At 40.1% G+C, this 15943-nt stretch carries 10 protein-coding genes; 4 read left to right on the forward strand and 6 right to left on the reverse strand.

Translation table 11 applies throughout. The features are described from left to right. The first annotated feature begins 42 nt into the window (after positions 1-42). From ABIB30_RS01205 to ABIB30_RS01220, 4 genes are all read left to right on the forward strand, one after another. On the forward strand, positions 43-3582 hold the full coding sequence (locus ABIB30_RS01205; protein ID WP_354298918.1) for a SusC/RagA family TonB-linked outer membrane protein: 3540 nt from the start codon (positions 43-45) through the stop codon (positions 3580-3582). 8 nt (positions 3583-3590) lie between these two features. Continuing rightward, complete coding sequence (locus ABIB30_RS01210; RefSeq protein WP_354298919.1) at positions 3591-5351, forward strand: RagB/SusD family nutrient uptake outer membrane protein; 1761 nt, start codon at positions 3591-3593, stop codon at positions 5349-5351. A 64-nt stretch (positions 5352-5415) separates the two neighbouring features. Then, positions 5416-6327 carry a metallophosphoesterase family protein gene (locus ABIB30_RS01215; RefSeq protein WP_354298920.1) on the forward strand — a complete coding sequence of 304 codons (912 nt, stop codon included), beginning with the start codon at positions 5416-5418 and terminating at the stop codon, positions 6325-6327. A gap of 175 nt (positions 6328-6502) precedes the next feature. Further along, the gene (locus ABIB30_RS01220) at positions 6503-7369 is read left to right on the forward strand and encodes a cation diffusion facilitator family transporter (protein WP_354298921.1); all 867 of its coding nucleotides are present in this window, start codon (positions 6503-6505) and stop codon (positions 7367-7369) included. A 4-nt stretch (positions 7370-7373) separates the two neighbouring features. On the opposite strand, the gene ABIB30_RS01225 is transcribed toward ABIB30_RS01220, so the two are convergent. The 6 genes from ABIB30_RS01225 to ABIB30_RS01250 form a co-directional block, all read right to left on the reverse strand. Then, the gene (locus tag ABIB30_RS01225) at positions 7374-8396 is read right to left on the reverse strand and encodes a hypothetical protein (protein ID WP_354298922.1); all 1023 of its coding nucleotides are present in this window, start codon (positions 8394-8396) and stop codon (positions 7374-7376) included. A 7-nt stretch (positions 8397-8403) separates the two neighbouring features. Beyond that, positions 8404-11532: an efflux RND transporter permease subunit gene (locus tag ABIB30_RS01230; RefSeq protein ID WP_354298923.1), complete on the reverse strand. Its 3129-nt coding sequence runs from the start codon at positions 11530-11532 to the stop codon at positions 8404-8406. Positions 11533-11541: 9 nt separating this feature from the next. Next, entirely contained in the window at positions 11542-12606 is a 1065-nt protein-coding gene (locus ABIB30_RS01235; RefSeq protein WP_354298924.1) for an efflux RND transporter periplasmic adaptor subunit, read from the reverse strand. Positions 12607-12658: 52 nt separating this feature from the next. Beyond that, the gene (locus ABIB30_RS01240) at positions 12659-13996 is read right to left on the reverse strand and encodes a TolC family protein (protein ID WP_354298925.1); all 1338 of its coding nucleotides are present in this window, start codon (positions 13994-13996) and stop codon (positions 12659-12661) included. 162 nt (positions 13997-14158) lie between these two features. After that, entirely contained in the window at positions 14159-14920 is a 762-nt protein-coding gene (locus ABIB30_RS01245) for a LytR/AlgR family response regulator transcription factor (protein WP_354298926.1), read from the reverse strand. Beyond that, the gene (locus ABIB30_RS01250) at positions 14917-15930 is read right to left on the reverse strand and encodes a sensor histidine kinase (RefSeq protein WP_354298927.1); all 1014 of its coding nucleotides are present in this window, start codon (positions 15928-15930) and stop codon (positions 14917-14919) included. The genes ABIB30_RS01245 and ABIB30_RS01250 overlap by 4 nt, the downstream gene beginning before the upstream one ends. Positions 15931-15943: the final 13 nt, after the last annotated feature.

A 15943-nucleotide genomic window follows, 5' to 3' on the forward strand; every position in this document is an offset into this window, starting at 1 on the left:
AAAAAAACTTCAATCATTTCACAATTAAAAGCCATACAATGTATGAAATTAAAACTTAACAATGTCATAATTCAAGCGATGAGATTCACTTTTGTCTTGTTAACTATTCTTTGTACCATTTCACTGCTATTTCCGTCATTTGCCGGAAACGGGCAGGTCTTGAATAAAAGAATATCGGTCAGCATTAAACATGCAACCATAGAAACCGCGATCAAAAACCTGGAGTACCAGAGCAAAGTGAACTTTGCCTATGATCGCCACCTGCTGGAAAACTATTACTCCGGTGATTTTACTTTTTCAAACGAAACAATTGGAAACATCTTAAAAAAACTATTCGAATCCAAACCAATGCGCTTCAGCGAGGTGAACGGAATTATTGTGATCAATGCCCTGAGTAAAGAAGAAATAAAACTTCAGGAACCAGGCAAACTCTCCGGTAAATTTTTGGACGAAAAGGGTCTGCCCCTGCCTGGTGCAACACTCAAAATCGTTGAACTCAATAAATCTGTTCAAACTGACGAAAAAGGTAACTATAAGATTGCTGCCGCAGCCGGAACCTATAGCATTGAGGCGAGTTATATTTCTTATGAAAACCAGACACTTAAGAATATTCAGCTTAAAGCAGGTCAGACTGTAACTATGGATATTAAACTTTTACCATCACAAAACGGGTTGAATGAAGTGGTCGTAGTTGGTTACGGAACGCAGAAGAAAGTAAATCTTACCGGTGCAGTAAGCCAGGTAGATTCTAAAGTCTTTGAAGATCGTCCGGTCGCTGGGATTGCTCAGGCCTTGCAAGGTGCTATTCCAAACCTGAATATTACTTTCGGGGATGGTCAGCCCGGCAGCCCTGGAAAATTTAACGTCCGCGGTTTCGCTTCTATTACTAACGTAAGCGGCTCTCCCCTGATCCTGATTGATGGAATACCTGGTGACGTGAATGTGATCAACCCTCATGACGTTGAAAATGTAACTGTATTAAAAGATGCGGCTTCCGCAGCTATTTACGGCGCGAGAGCTGCATTTGGTGTCATCCTGATTACCACTAAGAAAGCTGTCGCGGGAAAAATAAGCGTAAACTACGGCAGTAACTTCAGTTTACAACAAGTAACCACAAAAACAGATTTTATTACCGACGGTTATACTCAAATGAGATTAGTAGATGAAGCTTTCTCCCGAAATGTGGGAAATAGTTACAGCGGTTACAATGCAGATGATTATGCGCAACTTAAACTCAGACAAACAGATAAAACCTTACCACAGGTAGTAATACAAAACAGGAACGGACAAGACCAGTATTCCTATTACGGAAATACAGACTGGTGGAATTTTCTGTTTAAAAAAGATGCGCCTACTATGGAACATTATTTAAATGTTACCGGTGGAGACAAAAAGGTAGACTTTCTCTTATCAGGCAGATACTATCAGCAAAAAGGACTTTTTCAATCTTATTTGCGCGAAGACGTTTACAATGCTTATAATTTCAGGGCAAAAATTAATGCGCACCTTTCTGATTGGCTGACTGTCTTTTCCAATACACAATTTGCCGCCACAGATTACACCTATCCAGGTAATGGATATAAATCAGATGGCCCGGGTTTCTATAACCATGCAATGGCCGCCTATGTACCTCAAAATCCGGACGGCACATTTACCTACCGTACAAACCTTAATAATTATGGGGCAAACGAATACGCCAGTCTGCAAAACAAAAAATCTTTTGGAGGCACTAAAAACTATGATTTAACAAATACCATTGGTTTTAACGCCAACATAGTACCAGGATTAGTTTTCACCGGAAATTACGCTTATCAACTTCGTCCTTCTTCAAATTTCCAGCGTCAGGCAGTAATCCCCTGGTCTGTAAACCCAGGTATTATCAAGTACGAAGGAAATGATAAGTACAAAGAAGGAACTGATATGGACCAGCATCACTCTGTCAATTTGTATGCAACTTATGAGAAGAAAATTAAAGAAAACAACTTTAAAGTCACTGCTGGTTATAATTATGAGTTACAGAAATACAAAACCAATACTGGACTTCGTTTCGACCTCTTATCTGACGACCTGAACCAGATAGATTTAGGTACAGGAGCACAACAGTCCACAGGTAATGCGAGTGAATGGGCATTATTAGGTTATTTCGGCAGGATCAATTACGACTATAAAGGTAAATATCTGCTTGAAGTAAATGGCAGATACGACGGTACATCACGTTTTCCGGAAAAAAGCAGGTTTGGTTTCTTTCCTTCAGTATCCGGCGGATGGAGAATCAGTGAAGAATCTTTTTTTGAAGCATTAAAACCTGCTGTATCAGAATTTAAACTGAGAGCTTCTTATGGCACCTTAGGGAATCAGGATGTAGGTACTGGGAATAACAACCTCTATCCCTATATCCCAGTCATGAATTCAACCTTATCCAAATGGGTCGTTAATGGAAATCAGGCACAAACACTAAGCGCTCCGAATCCTGTTGTTCCCGATTTTACCTGGGAAAAATCTACATCACTCAATTTTGGTGCAGATATGGCCTTTTTTAATAATCGCCTTCAAACCTCTCTTGATATCTACAGACGTAAAACGACCGACATGCTGATCAGTGGCAAAACACTTCCATCTGTTTACGGAGCTGACTCACCGAAGCAGAATGCCGGGGATTTGCTAACTAAAGGCTGGGATATCAGTGTAAGCTGGAAAGATAGCGGTACTTTAATGGGGAAACCCTTTGGCTATAACTTTGGTATAGTCCTTTCAGATTATACCGCAAAGATTACCAAGTTTGACAACCCGAACAACTTGCTCAGCAATTATTATGCAGGACAAGAACTTGGAGAAATCTGGGGATACAGCATAGACGGTTATTTCAAATCTGATCAGGAAGCACAAAACTGGAAAATAAACCAGGACTATGTGGACGGACAGCGTACCGGCTCACCTGGAGAATGGAGTAAACTACATGCCGGTGATTTGAAATTTAAAGATCTCAATGGAGATGGCGTGATCAATGATGGAAAAAACACTTTACAGGATCACGGCGATCTTCGTAAGATCGGGAATTCGCTGCCAAGATATTCATTCGGTATTAATGCAGGCTTTAACTGGAGCAATTTTGATCTTTCTGTTTCCCTGCAAGGAATCGGTAAGCAAGACTGGTATCCGAATACAGAAGCCGGCATGTTCTGGGGAACTTTTGGAAGACCATATTCTTCTTTCATCCCTAAAGACTTCGAAAGCAAGCTCTGGAGTCCTGAAAATCCTGACTCTTACTTCCCTATCAACCGGGGATATGCTGCCTATGACGGAGGCGAACTGTATTACAACAACGATAAATACTTACAAAACATAGCCTACCTGCGTTTAAAAAACCTGACTATAGGATATAATCTGCCCCCTTCGATTATTAAAAAGTGGAAAATAGAAAGACTCAGATTCTTCTTTACCGGGCAAAACATGCTTACACTGACCAAACTTAAAACAAAATACATCGACCCTGAACAACTTACACCAGACGGTACAGATAAAGGTGGAAGGGCTTATCCCTTCATGAAAACTTATACCCTTGGATTGAACGTCACTTTTTAACAGAAAACATGAAAAGAATTATATACCTGGCCCTGGCAGGCATTACACTGATTACGGCCTGTAAAAAATCGCTTGATCTGGAACCACTTTCCCAGATCTCACCAAACAATAGTTTCAATTCAGAAAATGAACTCAAACTCTATGTCACTTCATTTTATGATAAGATGTTACCGAACGCAGACAACGAAGATAAAGCCTTTACAAGTTTGTATACCGAAAACAGTGATAATATTGTACTCAATGGATTGGACAAAAAGATAACGGGTAACCGCTTGGTTCCTGTTGCCGGTGGCGGCTGGAACTGGACAGACCTGAGAAATATTAATTACTTTCTTCAAAATTATCAGCGTGGTGGAGTAAGTCCTGCTGTCGCTATTAAATATGCTGCTGTTGCAAAATTCTTCAGAGCTTATTTCTATTCCAATATGGTAGCAGCTTATGGGGATGTACCCTGGTATGCTAAACCAATTGAGACCAATGACAACGAAGCGCTCACTAAAGCCAGAGATCCACGTACCCTGGTTATGGATTCAGTACTGAAGGATATCGACTTTGCAATTGCTAATTTGCCAACAGGACAAACAGCTTCAGAAGTTACTAAATGGACTGCATTGGCCTTAAAATCAAGATTATGCCTGTTTGAGGGGACCTTTAGAAAGTATCACACAGAATTTAGTTTGCCAGATGCCAATCGCTTTTTACAAGCCTCAGCAGATGCAGCAGAACAGCTGATTGACAATGGCCCATATAACGTTTACACCAGCAGTCCGGACAAGGCTTATGCAGATCTTTTTCATGCCCTGGTAATTAATCCAACAGAAGTGATCCTGGCCAGACAGTACAGCACCAATCTTCAGATCAACCATAACGTAAATTACTACACCGTATCACCTTCCTTTGGTAAACCAGGATTAGAAAAAAAACTAGTCAACAGTTACCTCATGAAAGATGGTTCCCGATTTACAGACAAACCGGGATACAATACATACGGATTTTTTGACGAAACCAAGGATAGAGACCCACGTCTCGCGCAAACCATCAGAACATCCGGTTATAAAAGAGTAGATGGCACCACGGTACTTGCTCCTTCTTACAGTGGTACAGTAACCGGTTATCAGCTTACTAAATTTGTGACCTCAGCTGTTAATGATGCGAATAGTAAATCACCCAATCCCCTTCCTGTTTTCCGTTACGGAGAAGTGTTGCTCAATTTTGCTGAAGCAAAAGCGGAACTCGGTACTTTAACACAAGGAGACCTCGATAAATCCGTTAAAAAACTGAGGGACCGTGTAAATATGCCTGGTATTAATCTTATGCTTTCCAATAATAACCCTGATCCTTATCTTGCGGCACAGTATATACAGGTCAGCAGTGCGAATAAAGGAATCATTCTGGAATTGCGAAGAGAACGACGGATCGAGCTGGTGATGGAAGGATTCAGGTGGAATGACCTGATCCGCTGGAAGGAAGGTCATTTGCTTACAGAACAATTTAAGGGTGCTTACTTTCCTGGCACAGGTAATTATGACCTTGACGGCGATGGTAAGACAGACCTGGTAATTTATACTGGGAATCAACCGACTGTGCCAGATGCGCAATTTCTGAAGCTGGATGTTGATATCTCCCTGGAAAACGGATCTGCCGGCGGCCATATCGTAATTAACCCTAACACACCAAAAACATTCAGAGAGGAAAGAGATTATCTTTTTCCTCTGCCAAGTCAGGATCTGCTGCTAAATCCCAATTTAAAACAAAATCCAAACTGGTAATATAATCATTCCGCAGCCCTGCTTCATATGCAGGGCTGCTTTTAACTCAAATAGATAAACAAAAATGAAAAGAAGATCTGTTCTTAAAAGCCTGACTGGTCTGGGTGGCTTGTTATTAGCTCCCGCTATCAACTTTGCCAACAATATCACGACAAAAACAAAAGTCATGCGGATTGCCCACCTGACCGACATCCATTTAAAAGATCATTTCGATGCACCCAAAAAATTTGCTAAATGTCTTCACCACGTTCAGCAACAACACCCAAAACCGGATCTCATTCTTAACGGAGGTGATATTGTATACGATATGAATAAAGAACAGCTGTCTACAATCAATGCACAATGGAAATTAGTGAAGGAAATCATGGCGCAGGAATGTAATATCCCTGTACAATATTGTTTAGGTAACCATGACATCTGGTGGAACGAAAATAATAAAGGTCAGGCTATTTATGGTAAACAATACGCCATGGATCAGCTGAAGCTTTCCAGCCCCTATCATAGTTTCATTAAAAATGGCTGGAAATTCATTATCCTGGACAGCGTTCATCTGGATATTGACGGCACCTGGTATATCGGTAAACTTGGAGAAGCACAATTTATCTGGCTGGAGAACGAGTTAAAAAAAACACCTGCCGATGTCCCTGTACTGGTGATGTCACATATCCCTATATTAACGGCCACACTCATGGTAGAAGACAATATCGTCAATAAATGGGAGATGCTTGGCGGTGATATGCATACTGATACTTCAAAAATAATAAACCTGTTTTACCAGTACCCCAATGTAAAACTATGCCTCAGCGGACATATTCATCTGCGTGATAAAGTTGTTTATAATGGAGTTACCTATATCTGCAACGGAGCTGTTAGTGGTGCATGGTGGGAAGGTAATAAACGGCAAACTGCTCCTGGATATGGTTTAATAGACCTGTATTCAGACGGAAGCTTTGACGAACATTATATAAATTATTAAACCAACCATAAAATGGGATTTGGGTGCTTAACTCAAATCTCATCTACACTGTATCTTTTATCGGATAGGAAGTTTAAAAGTAAACACTGACTTCTTACTAATTCTAAAAACATTATCGATTGATAAACCTGATTTATTTTAACTTTGCACCGTGAAAGGCCCAAACAGTAATCAATTGACGAATCATCAAACAGCAGTACGTGCAACATATTTCAGTATTGTAAGCAATACAGTACTTGCAATCCTAAAAGGAATCGCAGGTGTTTTCGGAAATTCTTATGCTTTAATTGCTGATGCTATAGAATCAACCGCCGATATCTTCTCTTCACTACTCGTTCTTTTTGGACTTAAATACGCCAACAGACCAGCGGATGAAAATCATCCCTATGGTCATGGAAGAGCAGAGCCATTGGTAACGTTCCTGGTGGTTGGTTTTTTGATTACCTCTGCTACAATTATCGCTTATGAAAGCATTCAGAATATAGGAACACCACATGCTTTACCAAAACCATGGACATTAATTCTATTGGCCGCACTCATTGTATGGAAAGAAATCTCTTTTCGCAAGGTGATGAAAAAAGCAATAGAAACAAATAGTTCCTCTTTAAAAGCGGATGCCTGGCACCACCGCAGTGATGCAATTACATCAGTTGCCGCTTTTATAGGAATATCAATTGCATTAATATTAGGCAAAGGTTACGAATCAGCAGATGACATTGCAGCCCTGTTCGCTGCCGCTTTCATCCTTTATAACAGTTATAAAATCTTCAGGCCTGCCTTAGGAGAAATTATGGATGAGCATTTGTACGATGACCTTGTAGTTAGTATCAGAGAGGTTTCCCTTACTGTTAATGGCGTCATTGATACCGAGAAATGCTATGTGCGTAAAGCAGGCATGCAGTATCATATAGACCTGCATGCCATTGTAAATGGAAATATTTCAGTAAGAGAAGGACATGACATTTCACATCGCCTGCAGGATACACTCCGCGCTAAGCTTCCGGAATTAGCAAATGTCCTGATCCATATTGAGCCTAATTGATAAATTATAACCTTTTCAGAAACGGCAGGAAAGAAACCGAGAAAGTAAGGTATGGAGCAGAACCAGTTTTCGCTTTAAAAAAGTAATCATCCGGTTTATCATTCCTGTCAAACATCCTTGACGCTGTGGTACTATAAAGCCCACCACTTACACCAAGAATCAGTTTCTTAGTTGCCAGATACTCAAAGGTTAAGCCTGTACGTACCTCCGCATTGGTATAGATGTTATTCTGTGGTAATGATGGCTTGTCTAAATTAAAGAACAGTAAACTCCCTCCCAATTCAGATCCAACAGTAGCCCAGCTCCTTTTAGAAAACTGCTTTCTCAAAACAATTCTTGAAGGAAAATCAACAAATAGTTCAACGTTCGAATTCTTGTATTTATGCCAGTAACTCACAATAGGTATCGCAGGAACAATTGCAGAAGGATCAAGAATCACAACCAGACCTATGGTTAAAGAAGAATTCTGATCTCTTCTGATGGGCATCGATATAGAACCGATATAATTAAGTCTTTTAATAGAAGAAAGCTCATCAGTAACTCCCGAAATACCCAGTCCATAAAATATCAGCTTATTGAAAACCGAATCAGAGCGGCCAAAAGTAGCCGACAAGCTTACAGTCGATTTTGTGGTACTGATATCTGCATTGGAAAAACGAGGATCATAACTGGTAATCTCAGTTGTCTTCAACTGCTGTTGCTGGTACCCTATTGTCCCGGTAACTACATTTCTACCCCAATTTGAAATCGGTACATTGAAATTAGACCTGATCCTTGTGATATTCATTTTACCCTCATACAGATCCTTTCCATTTAATTCGCCTTTAACATTTGCTTTACCGATGATATCAGTTGCAAAAAAGGCCTGCCTCAATTGAGGGTATCGCATCGCGTAGGCCGACAATCCTTCCATAGTCAAAGAGTCGGTCATCCTTTTGATTGCGGCGGCTTTCCGCGCAGTTTGCGCATTTGCCGTAGAACAAGCTGCGATTAAAATATGGAGATAAAAAAGAGTTTTGTATTTCATGTGTTATTTAATTATGAGTTTCCAGTAACAACTGGCCTTCTTTGGTCTTCTTCTTTTTAAATTTCAACATCAGATTTTCAATGATGAGGTACATAGACGGCACTACAAACAGTGTCAGGATCATTGAACTGGTTAATCCGCCGATAATTACCCAGGCCATCCCATTTTTGATTTCTGCACCAGCGCCACTGGCTAGTGCAATTGGCAACATACCAAACACCATGGCCAGTGTGGTCATCAGGATTGGTCTTAACCTTTCCTTACCCGCTTCTATTAAAGCTTTCTCCACAGTATATCCCTCAGCCTTCAGCTGATTGGTAAAATCTACAATCAGGATTGCATTTTTTGAGACCAGGCCAAGCAGCATAATCATTCCAATGAGCGAGAAGATGTTTAAGGTTTCCATTGTCAGCGCCAATGCCAGTAAGGCACCAACCAGCGCTACAGGGATAGAGAAAAGCACTACAAAAGGATAGATTGCATTTTCGTATAAAGCCACCATGATCAGGTAAACCAACACAATCGCAACCCCAAGAGCGAAGAATAAACTACCAAACGCGTCGCCCTGACTTTTGGCATCACCCAGAAATTCTACAGAAACTCCTTCAGGTAATTTTACCTGGCTGATTTTCTTTTTGATATCCGCATTCACTGATCCGGTAGGTCTTCCGGCTACATTTGAATTCACACTAATAGAGCCTAACCTGTCACTCCTTGCCAATACACTCTCCCCTAAGCCCTCACTTACTTCAGCAAACTGGCTAAGTACAAAAGACTGGCCATCGCTATTGGTGAAAGACAGGTTCTTAACATTATTGATATTAGAACGATCATATCTATCCAAACTAACCAGGATATCATACTCGTTCCCACCTTGCTTAAATTTGCTTTTCTTATTGCCGCTGAATGAATTTTGTAAAGCTGCACCAACCTGACTTGCATCGATTCCCAACAATGTCATCTTTTCACGGTTCAAATTTACCTCGACCTGTTGTTTCTGGTTTTTAACAGAAAGTTCAACGAATTTGGTACCGGGTACAGTAGCTATAATCTTTTTATACTCCTCTGCAACTTTGCGGATCGCTTTAAGGTCAAGACCTTTAATTCCGATCTGAATAGGTGCCTGGTTAGCACCCCCGCCCACAGATGTTGGAACTGAGGTAATCTTTGCACCAGGAATTACTGCACTTAACTTCTGCTGAAGCTGAATCCCAAAATCTTCCGCAGACACATTCCTGTCGTTTTTATCCACCATAGACACCGTAATTTCTGCCAGGTTACTGTTATTCGTAGTTCCGGCAACACTTCCACTCGTAAAACCAATGCTGGAAAAGACATTTGTGACGACCTTTTCCTTCATGATCAGTTTTTCTGCCTGTTGTGTAATCATGTTCGTCTGATAAAGTGTGGTAGAAGGTGCCAGCTCAAGATTGATCATCAACTCCCCCTGATCTGCAGACGGGATAAACGCAGCACCAATAAAACCGAATGGCACTAAAGAAATACTTCCAATAATGAGTAAAATGACTCCAGACAACAACCATCTTTTTTTATGGATTACAATAGTCAGCAATTTTCCATAATCTTCTTTCAGCCCATCAAGCAAGCGTTCAAAGCCCAGATTGAGTTTTCCCCACAAGGTTTTCTCATTTAATTTTTCAATCTTGCCGAATCTGCTCGCCAGCATTGGGGTAACTGTAAAGGAAACAAATAAACTCATCAGCGTGGAGAATACAACTACCAATGAAAATTCCTGAAGCAATGCGCCAATAATTCCACCTGCAAAAGCAATAGGTAAAAATACCACCACATCTACTGCGGTAATGGCCAGTGCCGTAAAACCAATCTCGCTCCTTCCCTCCAAAGCAGCTGTCTTTTTATCCGAACCCATTTCCAGGTGACGGTATATATTTTCCAGTACTACAATAGAATCATCCACCAGGATTCCTACCACTAAAGACATCGCCATTAATGTCATCAGGTTGAGCGAAAAACCAAAAAAGTACATTGCAATAAATGTTGGGATGATAGAAGATGGAAGTGCCACAAGAACGAACATTGAGCTGCGGAAACTGTGCAAAAAGGCGAGCATAATTACCCCTACAATGACTACTGCAAGACCCAGATCTTCCATTACCCCATCAGCAGAGCGCAGCGTATAGATACTCTGATCAGAAGAGATACTGAACTTTAAAGCCTGGTCTTTATAAGTGGACTGTATATCTTCAAATTTCTTTTTAACCTGCTCACTCACATCGACCGCGTTAGCATCACTTTGCTTGATAATCTGAACACCAATCGATGGAATACCATTAATGTGATTGATCGCTGTAGTTTTAGCGGTCGCATCTACTACTTCTGCCACATCTTTTAAATAGATACTGCCTGCCCCTGGTCTCTGCTGAACAATCAGACCTCTGATCTGTGCAAGAGAAACAACGCTGGCATCAAAATGTATAGACAACTGCTGATCGCGTGTTTCTATACTTCCAGCAGGGAAAGACTGGTTTGCTTTACTTAGCACATCAGAGATCTGGCCAATTCCTAAACCATAAGATTTTAGCTTGTTTTGATCTATATTAACCTGTATCTCACGTTCATCTCCACCAACAATCGTTACCCTTCCTACACCTTTTACATTCTGTAAGATTGGAAGCAGCTGCTTATCGACGAAATCATACAGCTCACGTGGAGATTTTGTAGAGGTAACTCCAGCTTTAATAACCGGTACTTCTTCTAAATTGATTTTATTGACTACAGGTTTATCTGCATTATCAGGGAGGTCATTCTGAACCTGATCTGCTTTTCGCTGAATATTGCGCTCAGCCTGATCAATATCAGTTCCGCTTTTCAATTGTATGACAACGCTCGAGACCCCTTCCTGCGAAGTAGATGTAATTTTATCGAGTCCTTCCACTGAAGAAAAAGCATCTTCAAGTTTTTTAGTTACCGAGGTTTCCACTTCAGCAGCTGCCGCTCCCGGATACACAGTACTCACAGAAACTGTCGGTATTTCGATTTTCGGGAGTAAGTTATAATTTAAACTAAAATAGGACTTTGTACCGAAAATAAACAGCACGGTAAACACTACAATAATTAATAAGGGCCGCTTAACGGCAATTTCGGTTATTGACATGATGATGTATTATTTAGAGACACTGACTAGTGCGCCTTCTTTTAAATTGATTTGTCCAGAAGTAACTACAACCTCACCGGCATTCAGGCCACTGGTAACCTGGATCAGGTTATTCATTTCTACACCGGTTTTAATTGACTTTTGATGAACCACATTGTTACCGCCGACCACATAAACACTGGCATCTTTGATACTTTCGGTTAATGCTTCCCTTGGGATCAGCAGGATATTTTGCTTCGTTTTCCTTGAGAAGTCGGCATAAACGAAAGTTCCAGAGCGCAGCAGTGATCCATCCTTATTATCAGCAATGATCTCTACCAGGTAATTATGTGTTTCATCTGCTTGAGGACTGATAAAAGTGATTTTACCATTAAAAACCTGTCCTTGATAAACATCTGTCGTGATCTTGATCATTTGCCCCAGCTTTGCCTGGTAAACTTCATTTTCCGTAAGTTTAAGCTGAACTTTTACTTGCGAAAGATTCACAATCGTTCCAAGCTCTGCCCCTGCATTGGCAAAGACACCTTGTTCCAGCAATTTTGCTGAAATTGTTCCACTGGTAGGTGCTTTGACAGACGCATCAGCTATCTGTTTTTTAAGTTGATTAACTTGATTTTCAGCATCCGAATAATTTTGTCGGATTTCGTTTACTTTTTCCCGTGTTGCGGCCTGCCCTTCAAGTAGTTCAGTATAAGTCTGAAGATCCCGGTGTAATTTGGCTGCATTTGTCTGTGCTTTTTGTAAATCAAGCTGTACCAATTTAGTGTCCATAAGCGCAAGTACCTGTCCCTGGTTAACATAGTCACCGAGATTGAACCTAAGCTGCACTATTGTTCCACCCACTGTTGAAAGCACTTTGGCTTCCTTAAAAGGTGCAAGGCTTCCTGTTTTTATCAAGTTGATTTCTTGTAATTGTTCTTTAACCGTCGCAACTTTTACGGGTATTCTGACCACAGAAGTATCTTCCTTTGGATTCTCCTTTTCATTGAGTTTGCTTTTATTCGCAGCAAGCTTAAAAATAATAAGTCCGATACTGACCACGACGATCAGAATTATGATGTGTTTACGTTTCATCTTTTTTATCTATTGTTTTTTTTTGTAAGATGGAGACTTTGGTACCCGTTTCTTATTGAATTGAGGTGTAAAATGTTTTAAGGCCCCCCGCAGCTTTTTCCAGATCCAGTCTGGCCTGCAGGAAACTATAAAGTGAGTTCAGATAATTATTTTGTGCCTCTTTAATTGAGTTTTGTGCATTTAACCATTCTGTTAAATTTTCAACGCCTTTTTTATATTGCAGGTCTGTTATCTTAAAAACTGATTGTGCCAGATCAATGTTCCTCCTGTCACTTTCCAAACTGCTCCCGGCCTTAATCATTTTGGTGCTGGCATTTTGATATTCCATCTCATATTTTCCTTCGTCCAGCTTTAAATTTTCAACAGCATTCATGCTTTTATACTTCGCCTGATTGTACTGCGCATTGCGCTTAAAGAAATCAAACAATGGAATACTGAGCTTCAATCCTATAACTGAATATGGACTTAAGTCTTTAAAAGCCGGGCCGAGTGTGTTGCCAAAACCAACTGCTCCATACCTGGCATAGCCGCTAAGCTTAGGAAGCCCTCCTGCTTTGATCCTTTTCTGATCTATTTCGAGAAGTTTAGCATTGACTAATGAAAGCTGGTAATCGGTTCGCTTACCAGCTAAAAATCCATTATTCTCAGGATCATGATTGACCACGGCGCTTAGATTTTGCGAAGAAGGATTTTCTACCTGTAGCTTGTCAGTCATTGGATATCCCATTTCATATTTAAGCTGATTTTCGGCAAGCGCCAGATTACTTTCTGCAACGCGGATCTGAGAGACCGCGTTATTATAATCGACAGTAACCTTATCAAGATCTTTTTTAAGAGTTACCCCCTTTTTTACCTGTAAGGCAGAAATATCCATCTGCTTCTGGTAGGTTCCCAGATTTTCCTGCTGAAGGCGCAATTGCTCCCTGTAAACATAGATCTGGTAATAAGCATTACTAATATTATAAATGATTGTTTCCTGGTTTTTGACGATATTCAGACCTGCCTGTTCTTTAGCGTATTTGTTAGCTTTCAATCCATTTAACAGCGACTGATCATAAATAGTCTGATCTAGTTGTGCCAGACCATTGCTATTGAACTTTTGACTAAAGGCTACGCGGATGTCTGTCGGACCAAATACCCCAGCCGGGATAACCGATTCCTGAACCTTTAAGTTGTCTTCTAAAGTTGCTGAAACACTAACTTTAGGTAAATAATCTGAAAGGGCCTCTTTGGCCTTTGCATCAGCTGCTTTCTTCTCATTTTCGTAAACAGCGGTATTCCGGTTATTCTTAAGTCCGTAGTCAATGCATTCCTTAAGATCCCATTTCTGTTGTGCAAATACGTGGAGATGCAGCAAGCACATCACTGCCAATATTATCTTTTTTTTCATATCCTGCTCAAAAGCGTTTGTATCTGGCCTGAAAGGGCTAAATCATCCAATCTTTTTGTGCAAAACTATGCGGATTTAGCATTCACATTTTGATTTTGACCATGAAGCGGACAAAATGAACTATGAAATGAACAAAATGGAAAATAGGAAGTAAAATGAATACTATTGTTCAACCCACTTTAAGAAAGCTTGTGCTTTAACCCGGCCAATAATGATCTTTTCGGGAGCTTCACTTTTTGTCATGACAAAAAGCTTACGATTAAAATAGTGTTCGATATTTGTGATGAATCCGTGGTTAATTATAAACTTCCGGTTGGCACGGAAAAATAATTGTGGATTTAACAAGGATTCTAATTGCTCAATCGTATGTTGAACAACATAGTTTTTATCATTGGAGGTATACAAGTATACCGCACCATTTGACGCATAGATAAACTGAATATCCATCACGCGGACAGGAATTATTTTTTCCCGGTAATGAACGAGTATATTTTGCTTATAACCAGAATCCATCTGTACCAGGATCTTGTTCAGATTCTGGGCTTGCTGCTGATTATTAATCGAATGAACATTGAGCCTGTGATATTTTTCAAGACTTTTCATCACCATAGATTCCTCTACCGGTTTTAGCAGATAGTCTATACTATTGGATTCAAACGCCCTGATTGCATATTCATCAAATGCAGTACAGAAAACAATCTGAGCATTTGTTTGTACCTCCCTGAAAATCTCAAAACTTAACCCGTCCCCTAACTGAATATCGGAGAAAATGAGATCCGGAGCGGGGTTCCTCTTTAACCATTCTGTTGCTGTAGCTACTGAATTTAAAACAGCCTCGACTATAATTTCATCATTGAGGCTCTGAAGCATACTTTTAAGCTCGTTTGCCGTTTTCAATTCATCTTCAATTATTACTACTCTCATTTTGTAAGCAAAGGTATAGTGACCGCAAATTTTCCATTCTCATTTAAAATTTTTATAGACTGATTCGCTAACAACTTATAACGTTCCCGAATGTTTTTCAATCCCGTCCCAGTTCCCTCAGCAGGTATTTTCTTTGGTTGAAAATTGTTAACCAAGGTAAGTGCAGGTGAATCATCAGTAATAATTGTCAGTGCTAACGGTTTCTCTGCCGAAATTGTATTGTGTTTAATCGCGTTTTCCACCAGTAACTGTAAGGAAAGTGATGGGATCAGCAATTTTAAATGTTCTTCTTTGATGCTGATATTAATCTTCAGCCCGTCTTCAAAGCGTTCATTCATAATGTAGAGATATGACTTGATGAAATTAATTTCGTCACTTAAAGGGGTAAGGTGATGCTCATTGAAATTTAATACATACCGGTATACACTCGCCAGCTGAAGGATGTAATTTTTGGTGGGCCAGTCGGGTGCAATAGTTTTGAGCGTACTCAAAGAGTTGAATAAAAAATGAGGGCTGATTTGCTGTTGTAACGATATTAACTGTGCACGAAGGTGTGCTTGTTCAAGAATTTCATTCTCCAGTTTTGTCTGTTGCAAAGCAGCATTGGTATGTGTGCTGTAGAAAACTATATAACAAATGAGGCTGATAAAAAATGACCCCATAAAATGTATCTTATAGTCAGACAAACTATTGAAACCTATAACCTTATCATTTAAAGTGTTTGGAGGTAATAACAGGAAAAAGACATAAGACACCCCAAAGCATAATAACATGGACACCGCAATACTCAGGAAATTCTTTGTATAACTTTTAAGCCAGGAGAATTTGTGGGTAAAGAAATATCCATAAGGTAACCATGAAATCAGGATCATCCCATAGGTTTGAAACACATAATTTAAGTATTCCCGGTATTCTATTTCTCTGGAGTTTTCTTTGCGCAGCAGCTGAGTACTGATTGCTAAAATACCAGATAGGATAAAAAACCATTTAAGCTGATAGGACTTGAACATCCGCAAATGTATT

Origin of the sequence: Pedobacter sp. UYP1 (assembly GCF_040547305.1) — a bacterium.
Lineage (GTDB): Bacteria > Bacteroidota > Bacteroidia > Sphingobacteriales > Sphingobacteriaceae > Pedobacter.

Bases quoted from the DNA above. Each gene is read 5' to 3' on its own strand.
- ABIB30_RS01215 (WP_354298920.1), top strand. From the start codon at position 5,416: ATGAAAAGAAGATCTGTTCTTAAAAGCCTGACTGGTCTGGGTGGCTTG.
- ABIB30_RS01245 (WP_354298926.1), bottom strand. From the start codon at position 14,920: ATGAGAGTAGTAATAATTGAAGATGAATTGAAAACGGCAAACGAGCTT.
- ABIB30_RS01240 (WP_354298925.1), bottom strand. From the start codon at position 13,996: ATGAAAAAAAAGATAATATTGGCAGTGATGTGCTTGCTGCATCTCCAC.
- ABIB30_RS01205 (WP_354298918.1), top strand. From the start codon at position 43: ATGAAATTAAAACTTAACAATGTCATAATTCAAGCGATGAGATTCACT.
- ABIB30_RS01210 (WP_354298919.1), top strand. From the start codon at position 3,591: ATGAAAAGAATTATATACCTGGCCCTGGCAGGCATTACACTGATTACG.
- ABIB30_RS01225 (WP_354298922.1), bottom strand. From the start codon at position 8,396: ATGAAATACAAAACTCTTTTTTATCTCCATATTTTAATCGCAGCTTGT.
- ABIB30_RS01230 (WP_354298923.1), bottom strand. From the start codon at position 11,532: ATGTCAATAACCGAAATTGCCGTTAAGCGGCCCTTATTAATTATTGTA.
- ABIB30_RS01235 (WP_354298924.1), bottom strand. From the start codon at position 12,606: ATGAAACGTAAACACATCATAATTCTGATCGTCGTGGTCAGTATCGGA.
- ABIB30_RS01250 (WP_354298927.1), bottom strand. From the start codon at position 15,930: ATGTTCAAGTCCTATCAGCTTAAATGGTTTTTTATCCTATCTGGTATT.